This window comes from Streptomyces sp. Inha503 (assembly GCF_047215865.1).
Classification (GTDB): domain Bacteria; phylum Actinomycetota; class Actinomycetes; order Streptomycetales; family Streptomycetaceae; genus Streptomyces; species Streptomyces lycopersici.
Window position 1 is genome coordinate 12,015,698 of record NZ_CP178360.1, and the last position, 15,572, is coordinate 12,031,269.

A 15,572-nucleotide genomic window follows, 5' to 3' on the forward strand; every position below is an offset into this window, starting at 1 on the left:
TCGAACACCAGGTGAACACTGAACATGCGTGCCCGGTGGCACTGTCGCGACCACGAACGCCTGCCTGAGATGAGCGAGTCCCTGATCTCGTGGGCGGCGATCACTCTGATGACGCGACGGCTCACCCTCCGCAAGGAGCCGAAACCCCGCGCGACGCCAGTCCGTAACTACCTGGCACCGAAGGCAGCCTGATCTACCCAGGCGTTCCGCAGTAACCTCGCTGGAAGGCAGACCAGAAGTCCTCGTCGATCCCAGTGTCAGCGAACGAGTTCCAGTTGGTGTGGGCGACGAGTTGGTCGCGCCCGTCGCGGCTGTTGAGGGCGAAGGTCAGGTACCCGAGTGCACTGCCGCCGTGGCCGTACGCACGGCCGCAGCCGGGCCGCCGGCCACCTCGCCACCTACGCCGGACTCGCCCCGGCGACCCGGAGCTCGGGTTCCTCGATCCGCGGCGAACAGCCATCCAGGAGAGGAAACATGCAGCTCAAACGGGCGTTCTTCCTCTCCGCGTTCGCCGTCCTGGGCGACCAGGCATCCCGGGCCTACTACGACGGGATCGGTGCCCAGACCGCTGGATCGTCGACAACGCGACTGAGGTCCGTCATCTGGAGCTTCTCCAGCCAGTGCGACAGCACCAGTGCCTCGTCACTCGTGAGCTTGATCGTGACCTGGCCATCCCCCATGCCCACCCCTACGGCTGGACCCACTCTCGACCACACGAACCTACTGGCCTTCGACCTTGACCAAACGCATAGGGGCACCCCCGGGCGTAGAAGGGGAACCGACGAAATGCGGGGGGTGGGGTGACGAAATGAGCGACGGGCTCAGCACCGAGAGTTCGGCGGTGCTTCTCGGCCGACGCGAAAGCATCGGTCGGCGATTCGGGTGGGAACCTGCGGCCTCCGGGCCGAGTTCTTCTGGGCGTGACTGAATCGCCCGGCCTCCCCAGCCCTGACAACTGCGCGAGCTCTGATGGCGACGAAGCGTCCCTGCGGCCTGGTCCGCTATGGCGCCATGCCTTGTGGGTGGCGGGCGTCACCATTCTCGGGGTCGGCCTGGGCTGGGCCAGCGCGTCGTTCCGTTCCGGCCCCGATGAGTTCGGGATGCCGCTCGCCGCTCCGGGGCAGGTGCGGCCGTATCTGCTGGCCTGGACCGCGACCGGTCTGACGGCGGCAGCCGCGCTGCGGGCTGTCGCCGCCAGGGTTCCGCTCCACGGCCCGGATGCGCTCGTAGCCATACTCACCTTCATGGGCACCCGGCTCTCCCTGGGCTTTCGGCCGGAGCCACCGGTGCTGGCCGCCTCCGCCGCAGCCGCACTGACGGCAGCGTTCATATGGTGCGCCCTTGCGCTGCGCCGCGGCTTTCGTGGCTACGGCGGACGTCGTTGATCCACCGTAACGCCCCGCTGACCCCGACTGGCAGGCTGCGTCTGGCCCGGTGTGTCGTCGACGACGGCTGGCCGCTGCGGCGGGCGGCCGAGCGGTTCTCAGGTCAGCCACACCACCGCCGTCCGCTGGGCCTCCCGCTACCGCCACCACGGGGTCGCGGGCATGAGCGACCGCTCCAGCCGCCCCCACCACTCACCACGCCGGACACCCGCCCTCGTAGAAGAGCGGGTGCTGCGGATGCGCCGTGAACACCACATCGGCCCGCTGCGGCTGGCCGCCCGCACCTCCGTCGCCGCCTCCACCGCCCACCGCGCCGCGGCCTGCCACCGCTGACCGCCTGCGACCGGGCCACCGGCGATCCCATCCGGCGCTACGAACGCTCCCGGCCAGGCGAGCTGGTCCTCATCGATGTGAAGAAGCTCGGCCGTATCCCCGATGGCGGCGGCCACAAAGCCCTGGGCCGCGCGGCCGGCCGCAAGAACAAGAGCGGGACCGGCTATGCTTTCCTCCACACTGCACTGGATGACCACTCCCGCCCGGCCTACACCGAAGACCTGCCCGACGAGAAGGCCGCTACCTGCGGGGCCTTCCTACGACGGGCCGTTGCCTGGTTCACCGCACGCGGCGTGACCGTCGAGCGGGTACTGACCGACAACGCCTGGGCCTACAGCAAGGACACCTGGCGGCAGACCTGCCGAGACCTGGGCATCAGCCCCCGTTTCACCCGCCCCTGGCGGCCCCGGACCAACGGGAAGGTCGAACGCTCCACCGCACCCTGCTGGACGAATGGGCCTACCAACCTCTCCGGACAACACACCTAGCCGGGGACCGGCGCGAGTATCCCGATCGTCCCGCACGCCAGACCCGTGACCGGCAACTTCACGATGCTCGGGTCTCAATGGTGAGCTTCTCGATCCGCCTACCGAGTGAGACGTTGCCGCCCCTAGCGGTATGGTCGGCCCCAAGGGTCGGGGTACCGGATTCCCTGATGCGTTCGACCGCACGCAGGGTTAGGACATTTCAGTGTTTCGGATGCAGGATCCGGAGATGGCCACTCATAGCCGCAGTAGGCGCAGGAGAGCGTATATGCCGGATGCGGCGCTGGCGCGATTTTCCTTCGAGGTCTCTCCGTGGACTCATCCGGGTCACGCACGCGACATACCCATGACCAAAATTCCCATATCAGCAGCATCCCGAAAATGACGCCTAGTACGATCCAGGCGACGGTATCCCCTGCCATGGCCCCGTCCCTTCTCTGTCACCTTCTCGCTGCGAGGGGCTAACCAGCTCAGACGCCAAGAGGCGTGGGTCAGACGTAACTTCCGCGAAGTCGTTAAATGTGCCCGTTCCGTGAGCGTTTCAACAGTGGGCAACGGCGCTGATTCTGGTGGGCCGTCAACCGACCTGTTTCGGTCGGAAGATGCCTCCGCAGCTTTGGTGCTTGGCCGGCCGCCGGCCGTGCCCGGTAACCTTGTCTACGCACACATGGCACATCCAGGAATTGCAGCGATCACACCGCCGTGCGTAGAGCTGGGCGCTGACATCGGCTATCGGCCCAGCCAGATCCTCCCGGGTCAGACCGAGGTTCGCGGCGATGTCCCACAAGCCCCGCTGCCCTATCGGGTCGGGACGCAAGTCCTCAGGATCGACGTATCGTCGGCAACTCACACATCTCGGATGCGGTTCAATGCGGTGGGACTTCTTCGTTCTGACCTTGCCCGACGAAGTTCCTCGTGGGGCGGGCTTCGGCTGCGGTTCTCGCTGCTCTGTGGCCGTCGAGTCAACCCTGGGGTTCCTCCGCTTGTGCCTGGTTCTGGGCGCTCCGCCGCGCCCCGACGCTTGCTTCGGGGCCGGCTCAGGTTCGGACTCCACTTCCGTCGTCGGTTCGGGTTCCGATCCCTCCTCGGGAGCTGCTATCTCCCGCGATTCGCCGGATAGTTGACTCTTCTTGCCTCTCCTGCGGAACCATCGCATGGGCGGATAATAGTGGCGGGGATCGGGACCCCTCCCGAAGCTGGGGCAGGGCGTTCAGTGCGCACGTGACTCAGGGGCCCCACCAGTCCCACGCGCGGCCGGGGTCGCGGTCGGCAGGGGTGCGGACTTCGAGGTCGACCAACGGCGGTCATCACGCATCGGGTCCTCGTCGACCCTGGCATTCAGGGTTTCGCGTTTTCCGTAACGTACTCTTCCAGTCTTTTCACGTAGTCCGATGTCGAAGATGCGGTGATGACATCGTGACTCTTCGTTCCCTCCAGGACTGTACTTTCGCACTTCAACTTGTCCGGGCCGGAAAGCCGGAACTCGTCAACCGGGCGACCGGTTCTCGCCTCGTACACGGTGACGTCCACCTTGCCCGGGTATTGATCGACGGTGACGCTCCCGCTCAAAGCCGGAAGAGTCGGTTTCGCCGCCGACGTATGTACAGGACTCGCTCACATTTTCCGACGCGCGGGCAGGACGCGAGGCACACGCGACCAACTGCACGTCCTTCGGGGCCGGTTCCCCGTTCTGGCCGTCAGTGGCGCGAGCGGGAAAGTCCGTGTCCCCGGCGAAGAGGACCAGCGGATGTGGTCCGCCCCCACCATAGGGTGGCGTTTCGCCGAATCCCTCGTGATTCTTACCGCAAAGGCGATGTAAATCCGACAGCTCTTGCAGCCCCTCGTCGTCATCGAGGACCGACCACACCAGCACCCCCAAACCACCGAGCACGACGACTGGTACGGCCAGCACCATGATCCAAACGCCTGAGAGGGCCAGCCAATCGACTACCGCTTTCCGCATGCCAAGGAGGTGAGTACTCCAGTCTCAACACCGTTGATTTAGCGCTTTGACCTGGCCTTCAAGCCGTCTTCTATCACCGTGACCTCGGTTGCGAGGGTGTAGTGCTGAGCGGTGGCGGGGCGCTGGAGGGAGTTCTTGCTGTACTTGCTGGTCGGGTTCTTTCGGGTTCGGGCCTTGGCCCGCTGCCGGCGGCGGGCTGGCAGGAGGCTGTCCAGGACGGCGTGGCCGATCGCACCGACCAGGGTGACCTCGCCGGGAAGGATCCCAGCGGCAGTGGTGACCTGGTCGCGGGCGGTCTCCAGGGCGATGGTGAAGCTGATCCGGTCCGGGTCGAGAGCCGGTCGGCTGGCGGCGGCGTCGGCGGTGATCCGTATGAGGGCCTGGTAGGCGGTCAGCAGGGCGTACACCTCCTGGTCGACCTCCGGCGGGCGGTGCGAGCGCAGGATGCGGCCGTCCAGCATCGTGGCCTTGACCGAGAAGTACGTGGTCTCGGCCTGCCACCTCTCGTGATAGAGAGCGACGAGTTCGCGGGCGGGGTAGCGGGCGGGGTCCGTGAGGCTGGTGGCCAGGCGCCACTGCTCACGGCGGACGGTGCCGTCGGCGTAGGTCACGGTGATCCAGGCTTCGACGATCCGCACCGGCAGCTTCCCCATGCCGAAGGTCGACAGGTAGGAGCCGTCAGGCAGCCGCTTGATGATCAGCGGGATGCGCCTGGCCCCGGACCGGCACAGGAACTCCGCCCCGGTGGAGTGGAGTTGGAGCAGGAAGGGGTAACCGTCGAAGCCGGTGTCCAGCAGTACAAGCATCCCGCTGGTCAACCGATCGAGCATCCTCTCGGCGTAGGTGGTCTCGCCTGTGGTCTCCGGGCCGAAGGCGGCGGCGAGCACCGCCCGGGTGCCGCACTCGATGAGCACGAGCAGTCGCAACAGCGGGTAGCCGAACTCCACGTCCTCGCCCTTGCGCTTGCGTTTGGCGTGCCGGGCGGCGATCGGTTCGCTGTCGGGAAGGTGCAGGCTGGTGCCGTCGATGGCCACCGTCCGCAGGCCCCGCCAGAACGCGCCGGGAGTACGTGGTCCGGCCACCGGCCCGGCCAGCGTCTCAAACAATGCCTGGAACGGTGCGGCTCCCACCCGGCGACGTGCCCGGCACAGCGCCGAGGTACACGGCCGCACCAAGGCGAGGGCGTCGAGGCTCGCGACGAGTTTGCCCCACACCGCCCGGTAGCTGCACCGCTCGAACAGGGCCAGCGCCAGGACGAAGTACACCACCACCCGCGAGGGCAGCAGCCTGACCCGTTTCTGGACCGTTCCGGTCTCCTCCAGCACCGCATCGACCAGGGCGAAGTCCACCACCTGGGTCAACTCCCCAAGGTGTCCCGGCGCGAACACGCCCTTGGCTACCGCGATCTCGCGGGTGATGACAGACTGCTCCTGCAACGGAACTCCTTGATCAACTCTCTTGGCCGAAAGTTGATCTACCGGAGTTCCGTTGCGCCGTTCAACCCCCTTGACACGTCACTGCCAGGCCAAAGTCAACGGTGTTGGGACTGGAGTACTGAGCGGGCGTCAGCGCCATCCGGGGCACAGGCTGTGCGTTTCCGCCAGAGCGCAGTGACGGACTTCTTGGGGCTGCCGCAGACACAACCCGGTGAACGGGCGTCGTTCAGGACGACTCCTGATGGCGTGTGCATACCGGCCGCGGCAGTGTGCCTTCAGCCGTTGTGGGGCGGCTCCTTCCCCAGTTCGAAGACCCGCTTCTTCACCGCGTCAGATGCCTTGGCCAGCGAGCCGGAGTCGAAGGGGGGCTGTGGGTCGTACTCGATCCACAGCTGAATCGCCTGGGCGGTTACCTCGTCGGTCAGCAAGGCGGCCAGAGTGAGGGCCATGTCGATGCCGGAGGATACGCCGGCCGAGGTGATGACCTTGCCCTGTCGGACCGTACGTTGGGGGGTGTAGACAGCGCCGTACGACGCCAGCGTCTCCGCCCCGCTCCAGTGGGTGGTGGCGGTCAGGCCCTTCAGCAGGCCTGCGGCGCCCAGCACCAGGGACCCGGTGCAGACCGAGGTGGTGAATTGGGTGCGGGCGTGGATGCGGCGCACCCAAGCGAGGAAATCGGCGTCGGCCACCATGGCCTCGACGCTGCTCCCGCCCGGGATCAGCAGGACGTCACAGTGCTCCACCTCGGAGTACGCGGCCGGGACGTACGTCGGCAGGGACCCCAGCGCATCCTTGACCGGGCCCTTCTCTGCCCCGACGAACCGTACGGAGGCGCCGGGCATGTAGGCGAGGACTTCGTAGGGTCCGACCACGTCGAGCGGCTCGTAGTCGTTGTAGAGCGGGATCACGATGTCCATGGCGGCTTCCTCTTTCCCGGATGACCTCACGGTGCGGATGTCGGATTGCGGCGCGGACGCTGCCGCTGCACCGGCGGCGAGCGGCAGCGCGGCCGCAGCGGCCATGCCGGTCCCGAGAACCGTGCGCCGGGACACGGCGACTGTCCGAGCGCGCTTGAGTTTGCTTGTCATGGTTGGGTAGTCGGCCGCGGCTCCCCATCAGTTCCCGTACGCACCTGGCTGAGTCCTCGGATCCCAAAAGTGAAAGGGGACCTGTGGACCACGGTAGTCAGGGCCCTGAGCGGAGGCCGCCCAAGCCGGAGGAGAAAACCACCCGCTGAGGACTCCTGGCGAAATGAGCGGCGGTTGCCTTGGAATGACGGACCGTCAGTCGCCGTTGTGCCTACATCTGATGGATCGGGGTGGGGCATGGAGCAGCGGAGGCCGTGGGAGGTCGATGACGGGCTGTGGGAGCGGATCGCTCCGCCGCTGCCGGTGATCGAGCGTCGGCGACGCTACCCGGGGCGCAGGCGGCTGGCGGACCGGCGGGCGGCCGGGGTATGGCAGGCCCTGCACGAGCTGCTACTCGCCGAGTTGCGGCGGCTGACCTGCTGACTTCTCCCGGCTCGCGGTCGACGGTTCGCACCTGCGGGCGGGTGAAGGGTGGTGGTGCTAGGACCGGGCCTTCTCCGGTGGATCGAGACAGGACCGGCAGCAAGCACCACGTGATCGTGGATGCCCACGGCATCCCACTCGCCGCTACGCCGCCTTCGCCCCACTGCACTGGTTCCGGCGCCTGCGCATCCGGTGGGAGGCCCGCGACGACATCCACCAGGCCTTCATCGCCCTCGGCTGGGCCATCATCCGCTGGCGACGGCTGAAGCCCTCACTCTGACCCCAATCCTTCGGGCTGGGCGTCGTTGTCGCTGCCGAAGTCGGGCACATCGGCGGACAGCAGATGTTCGGCGCCGCCTTCGAGGGCCTTGGCCGTCTCGGTGGAGCGGGGGAGCATGGTCTTCTCGTAGGTGCGGATCGCGTCGTCGACGGTGGCGGCGTTCGCGAGAGCGAGGGCGAGTTCGCTGGCGTCGAGCATGGCGAGGTTGACGCCGACGCCGAGCGGGGGGATGAGGTGGGCGGCGTCACCGAGCAGGGTCACCGTCGGGTTGTGTTCCCAGATATGCGGGACCGGGAGAGCGAAGATCGGGCGGTCGACGTAGGGGCCGTCGTTTTCGGTGATCATCTGGCGCATGCGGGGCGACCAGGAGGCGTACTCGCCCAAGAGCAGGGCGCGGACGCCGTCGGCCCTGGCCGCCCCCAGCCGTCCAGCTGGCCGACTCGGCACCATCCAAGTCATCCCGTACAGACCCGGGCTCTGGACGCCAGTCTGCGCTGGCCCACTGCCCACGCCCGCCATCCCGTCGCGGCTCACCGCACTGCGCATGGAACCCGCCCGCGTGTGCGGCCGGGGGGAAAAGCTACGGGCCGCTGTCGATCCGGCCATGTCCCGTTCGACGCCCTGGTGTGGGGCACCGCGCCACACGAGGATTCGACAGGACTTGACGAGGAAACACATGGATCAGCTGCTGAGAGTCATGAACTTCAACGTCTCAAGTGATGGATTCGGTGCCGGTGAGCACCAGAGCCTCGAGAGCCCGTTCGGCCATGCCAATTCCGAAAGGCTGTTCGCCTGGGCCGGTGCCACGGCGAGCTGGCCCATGCGCACCGACCCCGGAGGGAGCCGCGGCCTCGACGACTACTTCACGCGGGACTTCGCGCGCAACGTCGGCGCCGAGATCATGGGCCGCAACAAGTTCGGCCCCCAGCGCGGACCCTGGCACGATCATGACTGGCGCGGCTGGTGGGGCGAGGAGCCCCCGTTCCACACCCCGGTGTTCGTCATGACCCACCACAAGCGTCCCTCGATCACGCTCTCCGACACCACCTTCCACTTCGTCGACGGGGACCCGATCACGGTCCTGGAACGGGCACGGGCGGCAGCGCAGGGCAAGGACGTCCGACTCGGCGGCGGGGTCACCACCATCCGGCAGTTCCTTGAAGCCGACCTTGTCGACACCATGCACGTGGCGGTCTCGCCGGTGAAGCTCGGATCCGGCCTCCGCTTGTGGGAGTCGCCCGATGAACTGCTCGACCGGTTCCATCTCGAGGCCGTGCCCAGCCCAAACGGCGTGACGCATCACCTGTTCTGGCGAAAATGATGCGGGGGACCCACCTCAAGGGATCTCAGCGCGGTCGATGCGAGTGTTTCGGCACATGAACGCGTAGGTGTGGGCGAGTCACCAGGACGGACCGCGGTACTCGCCCCTGACCACAACAGGAACGCCCCGGGGGCCACTGCCCGCCTGAGCACCCCCGCCGCCGAAAGGCTGACCGGCAGCGGGCCGCTGGAACGGCCCGCTGCCCGGCATCACCGGCCGGACCCGGCACGAGTGCGGTGAAACCTCTCGTCCTGCGGAAGCCGTGGAGCTGGTAGGTCAGGATCGGTCCGGTGTTGCCGGGCAGACTGCGGGACCGGCAGATTCACCCTTCCCGCCCCCGATGCCCGCCCGTCTACAAGCGAAGAGACACGGCCCAGCCGCCAGTCGCCGACCATCAGCCACAAGCCACCGGCCACCCAGCAGCCCTCGCCAGCCGTCAGCCGCGCAACCACGGCCGGTGACCATCGTGCAGACGGTCAGGCGTTAAGTAACGCGACCCGATATACCTGGTGCCGGACGTGGTCGGGGATGCGGAGTACGGCGACGTCTGCGGTTTGTGAGGGCGGACAGGCGTGTCGACACCTGCCCAGCCGTCGTACGGATCGCGGTGGCGCCCGGCCGGGGGCGGAGCGAGAGAGCCGCCGCGTGAGACAGACATAAGAGGTCGCGCGGATAGGTGCTCCGCGACGACCTGCTCCCAGAGGCCATGAAGCGGTGGCGAACGGCGTGCGAGTGACAAGCGATGTCAGGACTTGTGGATCGGCCTGACGGAGGGAGGCTGGGAGGCGTTACCTTCCCTATGGGTCGATCGGTAGGTCATCGAGCAAGGCCGACGTTGCCGCGTCGGCCGGGAAGGGACGCCCGCGCTTACGGGAGTCAACGAGGACGCCAGCACGCCAAGTGGCAGTTCGCTGCTGGACGAGATCGTTCGGGAGGGCGCGCGGCGGATGCTGGCCGCCGCTGTGGAAGCCGAAGTCAACGCCTACCTCGCCGAGTTGACTGGCGAGCTGGACGAGGCCGGGCGGCGGATGGTGGTGCGCAACGGTTACCACCAGGCGAGGGCGGTGACCACAAGGAGCTGATCGCCCTGGCCGATGGCCACCGCGAATCGCCCGAAGCGTGGGGCTGGACCGCTGCGCGGCTGCGCCAGCCGGGGTATGCGCGCTCCAGTGCTGGCCGTCGACGACGGCGCGATCGGCTTCTGGAAGGCTCTGGCCGAGGTGTTCCCCGATACCCGCGAACAATGGTGCTGGGTACACAAAACTGCCAACGTCCTCGGCGCTCTTGCGAAGTCCGCCCAGCCTGCGGCCAAGCGCGTGATCCAGGACATGCCGAGTACTTGATCCATCTGCGGACCGCGAACCCCGTCGAGTCGACCGCGCGGCCAACCCGCCTCACCTCGTCGCCCTGGTCCGCGCCGGAGCCCGGTTCGAGCACGGCCACCTCGTCGAACGACCCGAGACCCTCGCGGCGTGAGCAACCTTACTCAGGTTGAACTCGCCGTGTCCCCAGGCTCGTGACGGTTCTTGATCGTTGCGGTAGGAGGTCGTCGTGCGGTACGCGCATCGAGGTGGGCCGACGCCCAAGGAGGCGCAGCCCCGGCCGCGTGGTTGGGCGTCGGGTGCCGGACACCAGACCCGCAGCACAGGTATTGAGGCGGCCGCTGAAACGGGATCCTGGACCGGAAAAGATCCTCCGCAAGCTACAGGGACAGGGGAGACTGCGGGACAGTCCTCCGCGATGTGATCAGGAGTCCCCAGTGGACGACATGGAATTCGCCGAAACTCTGGAGACGGTCCTGCGGGACCTCCAGGCGCAGTGCGCGGTGCAGCCGCGCATACGTGTGGACGACACGTACGGGATCATGCTCTTTGCCCCGGACGGTTCGGGCCAGGGCCTGACTTCACCACCTGGTGGCACCGCCGCGGAGCGGTTGGCGATCCTGGCAGATCAGGTCCAGGAATGGGCGGTGGAGGCACTGTGGTCCGAAGGCGCATCGGCGGTCTGGCCGCAGTGCCCGACACACCCGGACACGCATCCGCTGACGGCGACAGTCCGCACGGACACGGCGGTGTGGGTATGCCCGAAGAGGGGAACGACGCTGGCGCGGATCGGGGAACTGGAGAGCGGGCGGGGCCCGCGGCCAGCGACAACGGGGGCCAGCGGCGCAGCGGCTGTGGCCCCGGTTCCCGTACGTGGGGTGACTGCCAGTAGAACGTGCCCCCTGTCTCGTCACGCTCGGTGCACCGCTCACCTGGGGACGGTACGGAAGACATGCTGCCAACCTACTGGACGTATCAGACCCTGATCCGCCGGACAGACCCCAATGAGCCCCCGGCTGACCGAAGAAGGAGGTCTCCCTCAGACGCCTCCGACACCGATGACAAGCGCTGTCCTTGGAGGCGAACGAAGCCACCCGTGTCGCGCCGCCCGGCAGCACGGCTCTGTGTGGGATCAGGGCGACTGTCCAGCCGCGTTGTCGGCGTCCTCGACGCGCTGCACCAGGCCGTTGAGGATGAGGGACAGCCCCGCTTCGAACGCTGATCCGTGATCGATGACCGGGACGCCGGCCGGCAGGCCCACGTCGTCACCCGGGCCGGTATCCGCCTGCTCCTCAAGCACGCAGCCGACCGTGAACCGACTGGCGGCCAGCATCGCCATCTGCGCATCACTCTCGGGCACACCGGAGGCGACGAGGAAGGCCATCTTGCGACGGATCCGGTCGAGGTCACCGGTCGGTGCGCTGCCGGCGTGAAGGCGTGCGCCATCGCGACGCGGCAGCAGCGTGCGCCGGAAGCTGCGCGAGTTCTCAAGGAACCACTCGCGCCAGTCGTCCTCGGGCGACGGGAGCGGTGCGCCGGCATGGGGCGCCATGACCGCCTCCGCCATGGCCGCGAGGAGGTCCTTCTTGGTCCGGAAGTAGCAGTACAGTGACGGCTGCTCGACGCCGAGGCGCGGCCGGCCGCCTCGTGTTGACGGTCTCCAGGCCCACGCCGTCGAGCGAGCCGAGCGCCTCGGTGACGACGGTCATCCCGAAGCGCCCACTGCGGGTTCTTGTAGCCGGCCGCGGGTCGCGGGGCAGGCGCCGGCCTACTGGCTCATCCGCGGTGGTCACCACGCGACGGTCGTCGAACGGTTTCCGGCGCTGCCCAACGTTCGTCGTACGGACAAGTCGCTTGGGTACGGCTTGCGCCCACTCACCCCGCCGCTCTCGCCGAATGGAGCAGCCCCGCCAGAGTTGCGTAGGAGCGGTCCCAGGTCCATTCCGTTCGGACCCAGTGGCGGCCCCTCTCGCCCATCTCGTGGGCGAGTTCGGGGCTGCGGAGGAGTCTGGTCAGACGGTCCGCCGTCGCCGCCACCGAGCGGCCGTCGACGACATGCCCGGTCTCGCCGTCGCGCACCGCGTCGGGGGCGCCGCCCGAGTTGCCTGCCAGGACGGGGAGTCCGGACGCGGCGGCCTCGAGGTAGACGATGCCCAGGCCCTCCACCTCGAGGCCGCGTCTGCGGGTGCGGCAGGGCATGGCGAAGGCGTCGGCGGCGGCGTAGAAGGAGGGGAGGGTGTGGTGGGGATGGCCGCCTGCGAAGACAACCGAGTCCAAGACGCCCTCGGCCAGGGCAATTTGGCGTAGTTCGCGGGCGTAAGGGCCGTCGCCGACCAGGAGGAGCATGGCGTCCGGGACCGCCCTCCGGATCCAGGGCAGCGCCCTGATCAGGGTGTCCTGGCCTTTACGCGGGACCAGCCTGGCCGCGCACAGGATCACCGGGCGGCGGCCCAGGCCGTAGCGGGCCCGCATCGGGCCGCCGTCCAGGAAGGGGTGGAAGGCCGTGGTGTCCACGCCGGGGACCATACGTGCGGTGCGGGTCCCGGGAGCGAGGCCCGCCTCGATCGGCCGGCGGGTGCTCGCGCCCAGCCAGGTGAGGGCGTCGACCTCCGTGCCGATGCGGCGCAGCAGGGCCCTGGCCCCGGGGGTGCGGGCCCACCACACCTCGTGGCCGTGCGTGGTGGCGACGGCGGTACGGATGTCCGTCGTCCGCCGCAGTCGGCCCGCCATCAGGCCGAGCGGCGCCGCCGCGCCGAACCACACCCGGTCACAGCCGTACCTGCGGGCCACGGATGCGGCGTGCGCCGTGGCCCGGGGTGTGGGCAGGAGGGTCCGTACCCGGTGACGGATCACCGGGTACGGAAAGGACTCGTCGGGTGCCGGCTCCGCCGTGGCCGGGTTCGACGCCGAGGTGAAGACGACCACCTCGTCGGGTGGGAAACGGTCGGCCAGTTCACGGACGAATGTCTCGATGCCGCCCTGCCTTGGCGGGAAGTCATTGGTGACGATCAGCGTACGAGTGCGGGAGTGGTTCGTCATACGAGGGCCTTCTCCCTGGAAGGGGCGACAGGGGCGACAGCGGTGACAGTGCTGCTGCCGCGCTGCGACCCCCGGTACGCCAGCGCCCCGAGTACCAGCGGATAGACCAGGTAGCCGAAACGGGTCGCGGGCATCAGGGCCATCGCCAGGCCCAGACCCAGCGCGAGCCGGGCGGCCGCCGCCCGTGCCGTCCCCGGCGGCCGCACTACCAGCGACACCGCGGTCAGCAGCGCGCTCACCGCGAGGAGCGCGAGCGCGATCACCCTGCCGCCGGGGACGTACGTCACGAGCAGATGGCCGGGCAGCGGGCTCGCGGCCGGCGAGGTGGTGTCGGTAAGGCCCAGCGGGAAGGCTATGACGCTCCGGTAGAAGCCGGAGGGGTCAGCGAGGGCGAAGGGCAGCACCGCCACCGTCGCGATGGACAGGACCACGGCCGCATACCGCAGCGCGGGGCGGACGCCCCGCCGTACCGCGATCAGCGCCAGCGCCACGGGCGGCGCGGTCCACGCCGTCCACTTGAGCGTGGCGGCGGCGCCGAGCACCAGCCCTGCCCTGCCCGGCCGTCCCTGTCCGGCGAGCACGACGCCAAGGCACATCAGGCCGACGACCGGGAGGTCGATCCCGCCTACCGCGAGGGGCAGCGCGACCAGAGGGCAGGCGAGCAGCCAGGCTCGGTACAGGCCGGCCGCAGTGAGCGCCGCCGCGAAGGCGCCGCCCAGCCACCAGCGCGCATCCCCGGGCAGCACCCCGAAGAGCGCCATCCCGGGCAGGTAGGGGTTGAAGTCGGCGATGGCCGTAGGGTCGGCGATGTATGGGCTGCCGGTCGTGAACAGCAGCTGCCCTGACCGCTCGACCACCGTGACCTCCAGCTGCCCGAGCCCTGCCGTCACCAGCGAGACGAACGGCACCACGACGGCCCCTGCCACCGCGACCACCCGGGCGGCGGGACGGGAGCGCGCACCGCACGCCAGGACCGCCGCGACCGCATAGCCCGCCCCCGCCACCACCCCCCACATCCGGTGCGGCCCCAGATCCGAGGCCAGGGCGAGCCCCAGCGCGACGACCGCGCAGCCAGCCCACGCGTACTGCTCGTGACGTACGTACTGGATGTGTCGCACGTACCGTTCAAGACTCTTCGTCATGTCCATCGACGGTAGGAATCCGCAGGTCGGAGAGCGTCAACCGAGACTCCGGACCTGGGACTCAACCCGTGGCACGACATCCGGCCGCAGGCTCAACCCGTACGGTGACGCGCGCGCCCGCGCCGGCACGGACCATGGATGTATGAGTACGTCCCTTCAACAGGGGTTCCGCGCCTGGATCGCCGCGCCCGCCTACCCCTGGGTCACCGGCGGTGCCCTGACCGTCGGTGCCATGGCGGAGCTGATCGCCTTTCCCGGATCCGTGACCACCACGATCGGGGTCCTCGTCTCCTCCGCCTCGCTGATGTGGCGGCGGTCGTTCCCGCCCGTCGCGGTGCTCACGGTCGCGGCGGGGCTGATCGGGTTCGCCGGGGACGTCAACCTGTACGTCTCGATCACGGCGAGCGGGTTGATCGGCTGCTACACCCTGGGCCGCGACCGGGTACTGCACCCCGCGGTGACCGTCGCGGGCGCCGCGCTCGGGGCCCTGTGTGTGAACCTGGTGCACATCAACACCTGGTCGCGGATGGACCTGCCGGTGCCCGCGCTCTGGGAGAAGGGATCGCTCAGTCTGTTCGCCGAGTCGTTCCTGCTGACCGTGGTCATCTTCGGGGCCGTGATGATGGGTGACGCGGTACGTTCCCGGGAGGAGACCCGCGAGGAACGGAACCTGGCCCAGGCCCAGTTGATCGCCATGGAGCGGCAGCAGGCCGCCGAGGCCGAGCGGGCCGCTATCGCCCGTGAGCTGCACGACATCGTCTCGCACTCGGTGTCGATGATCGCCGTGCAGGCCGAGAGCGCCACATACACCACCCCCGGACTCACCCCCGAGGCCCGCGACGGCTTCCAGCAGATCGCCGGCACCGCCCGCTCCTCGATGGCCGAACTGCGCCGCCTCCTCGGTGTCCTGCGCACCCCCCAGGGCCAGGGAGACACGGCCCTCACCGCTCCGCAGCCGACCCTCGACCATCTCACCGAACTGGTCGAGCAGCACCGGGCGGTGGGCGGCGAGGCCGATCTGAGGGTCACTGGGGAGCGGGTGCCGCTGCCCGCCGCGTGGGAGCTGTCCGCCTACCGGATCACTCAGGAGGCGCTGACCAACGCGCGCAAGCACGCGGCCGGCGCCCGTACCGTTGTGGAGATCGACTACGGCGCCGACCGGCTGCTCACGCTGCGCATCCACGACGACGGCCCGGGCCCGGGTTCCGGTCCAGGCTCCGGCGCGGGCCACGGCCTGGCCGGGATGCGGGAGCGGGCGGCCCTGGTCGGCGGTCGGCTCAGCGCGGGCGCGGGCCCGGACGGAGGTTTCCTGGTGGAGGCGGAGCTTCCCTGGGGGACCGGGTGATCGGCAGGGA

At 68.8% G+C, this 15,572-nt stretch carries 10 protein-coding genes and 6 pseudogenes; 8 read left to right on the forward strand and 8 right to left on the reverse strand.

From position 1 onward, the window contains the following. Window positions 1-24: 24 nt before the first annotated feature. Window positions 25-156: pseudogene (locus ACJX2R_RS49825) on the forward strand (IS5/IS1182 family transposase); the annotation flags it as partial. 222 nt (window positions 157-378) lie between these two features. Next, a pseudogene (locus tag ACJX2R_RS49830) lies at window positions 379-549 on the forward strand (transposase); the annotation flags it as partial. On the opposite strand, the gene ACJX2R_RS49835 reads toward ACJX2R_RS49830, so the two are convergent. Continuing rightward, window positions 543-680 (reverse strand): hypothetical protein, encoded by a 138-nt coding sequence (locus tag ACJX2R_RS49835; RefSeq protein ID WP_413106204.1) that lies wholly within the window; start codon window positions 678-680, stop codon window positions 543-545. The pseudogene ACJX2R_RS49830 and the gene ACJX2R_RS49835 sit on opposite strands and share 7 nt — an antisense overlap. Window positions 681-1,022: 342 nt before the next feature. On the opposite strand from ACJX2R_RS49835, the gene ACJX2R_RS49840 reads away from it, so the two are divergent. After that, entirely contained in the window at window positions 1,023-1,385 is a 363-nt protein-coding gene (locus ACJX2R_RS49840; RefSeq protein ID WP_413105570.1) for a hypothetical protein, read from the forward strand. Then, a pseudogene (locus ACJX2R_RS49845) lies at window positions 1,382-2,223 on the forward strand (IS481 family transposase); the annotation flags it as partial. The gene ACJX2R_RS49840 and the pseudogene ACJX2R_RS49845, both read left to right, overlap by 4 nt. A 1,318-nt stretch (window positions 2,224-3,541) precedes the next feature. Here the strand turns inward: ACJX2R_RS49845 and ACJX2R_RS49850 are convergent. The 3 genes from ACJX2R_RS49850 to ACJX2R_RS49860 form a co-directional block, all read right to left on the reverse strand. Beyond that, complete coding sequence (locus ACJX2R_RS49850) at window positions 3,542-3,772, reverse strand: hypothetical protein (protein ID WP_413105571.1); 231 nt, start codon at window positions 3,770-3,772, stop codon at window positions 3,542-3,544. Between the two features lie 432 nt (window positions 3,773-4,204). Continuing rightward, window positions 4,205-5,602, reverse strand: coding sequence for an IS4 family transposase (locus ACJX2R_RS49855; RefSeq protein ID WP_413098523.1), 1,398 nt, complete (start codon window positions 5,600-5,602; stop codon window positions 4,205-4,207). A gap of 275 nt (window positions 5,603-5,877) precedes the next feature. Continuing rightward, entirely contained in the window at window positions 5,878-6,519 is a 642-nt protein-coding gene (locus tag ACJX2R_RS49860; RefSeq protein ID WP_413105572.1) for a DJ-1/PfpI family protein, read from the reverse strand. A gap of 408 nt (window positions 6,520-6,927) precedes the next feature. Here ACJX2R_RS49860 and ACJX2R_RS49865 point away from each other — a divergent pair. Continuing rightward, window positions 6,928-7,259, forward strand: a pseudogene (locus tag ACJX2R_RS49865) (IS5/IS1182 family transposase); the annotation flags it as partial. A 125-nt stretch (window positions 7,260-7,384) separates the two neighbouring features. Here ACJX2R_RS49865 and ACJX2R_RS49870 read toward each other — a convergent pair. After that, window positions 7,385-7,798: pseudogene (locus tag ACJX2R_RS49870) on the reverse strand (FAD-dependent monooxygenase); the annotation flags it as partial. Window positions 7,799-8,069: 271 nt separating this feature from the next. Here ACJX2R_RS49870 and ACJX2R_RS49875 point away from each other — a divergent pair. Continuing rightward, window positions 8,070-8,714: a dihydrofolate reductase family protein gene (locus tag ACJX2R_RS49875; RefSeq protein WP_413105573.1), complete on the forward strand. Its 645-nt coding sequence runs from the start codon at window positions 8,070-8,072 to the stop codon at window positions 8,712-8,714. A gap of 818 nt (window positions 8,715-9,532) precedes the next feature. Beyond that, window positions 9,533-10,190 (forward strand): annotated as a pseudogene (locus tag ACJX2R_RS49880) (transposase). A gap of 978 nt (window positions 10,191-11,168) precedes the next feature. Here ACJX2R_RS49880 and ACJX2R_RS49885 read toward each other — a convergent pair. The 3 genes from ACJX2R_RS49885 to ACJX2R_RS49895 all read right to left on the reverse strand — a co-directional run bounded on the left by ACJX2R_RS49885 (window position 11,169) and on the right by ACJX2R_RS49895 (window position 14,217). Beyond that, window positions 11,169-11,603: a TetR/AcrR family transcriptional regulator C-terminal domain-containing protein gene (locus ACJX2R_RS49885; protein WP_413105574.1), complete on the reverse strand. Its 435-nt coding sequence runs from the start codon at window positions 11,601-11,603 to the stop codon at window positions 11,169-11,171. A 308-nt stretch (window positions 11,604-11,911) separates the two neighbouring features. Next, window positions 11,912-13,075, reverse strand: coding sequence for a glycosyltransferase family 4 protein (locus tag ACJX2R_RS49890; RefSeq protein ID WP_413105575.1), 1,164 nt, complete (start codon window positions 13,073-13,075; stop codon window positions 11,912-11,914). Next, the gene (locus tag ACJX2R_RS49895) at window positions 13,072-14,217 is read right to left on the reverse strand and encodes a glycosyltransferase 87 family protein (RefSeq protein WP_413105576.1); all 1,146 of its coding nucleotides are present in this window, start codon (window positions 14,215-14,217) and stop codon (window positions 13,072-13,074) included. The genes ACJX2R_RS49890 and ACJX2R_RS49895 overlap by 4 nt, the downstream gene beginning before the upstream one ends. 142 nt (window positions 14,218-14,359) lie before the next feature. On the opposite strand from ACJX2R_RS49895, the gene ACJX2R_RS49900 reads away from it, so the two are divergent. Next, the gene (locus ACJX2R_RS49900; protein ID WP_413105577.1) at window positions 14,360-15,562 is read left to right on the forward strand and encodes a sensor histidine kinase; all 1,203 of its coding nucleotides are present in this window, start codon (window positions 14,360-14,362) and stop codon (window positions 15,560-15,562) included. Window positions 15,563-15,572 lie beyond the last annotated feature (10 nt).

What these genes read in the sequence shown, in the direction of transcription:
- ACJX2R_RS49835 (WP_413106204.1), bottom strand. Translation starts at nt 680, where the DNA reads ATGGGGGATGGCCAGGTCACGATCAAGCTCACGAGTGACGAGGCACTG.
- ACJX2R_RS49860 (WP_413105572.1), bottom strand. Translation starts at nt 6,519, where the DNA reads ATGGACATCGTGATCCCGCTCTACAACGACTACGAGCCGCTCGACGTG.
- ACJX2R_RS49875 (WP_413105573.1), top strand. Translation starts at nt 8,070, where the DNA reads ATGGATCAGCTGCTGAGAGTCATGAACTTCAACGTCTCAAGTGATGGA.
- ACJX2R_RS49885 (WP_413105574.1), bottom strand. Translation starts at nt 11,603, where the DNA reads ATGGCGGAGGCGGTCATGGCGCCCCATGCCGGCGCACCGCTCCCGTCG.
- ACJX2R_RS49890 (WP_413105575.1), bottom strand. Translation starts at nt 13,075, where the DNA reads ATGACGAACCACTCCCGCACTCGTACGCTGATCGTCACCAATGACTTC.
- ACJX2R_RS49895 (WP_413105576.1), bottom strand. Translation starts at nt 14,217, where the DNA reads ATGACGAAGAGTCTTGAACGGTACGTGCGACACATCCAGTACGTACGT.
- ACJX2R_RS49900 (WP_413105577.1), top strand. Translation starts at nt 14,360, where the DNA reads ATGAGTACGTCCCTTCAACAGGGGTTCCGCGCCTGGATCGCCGCGCCC.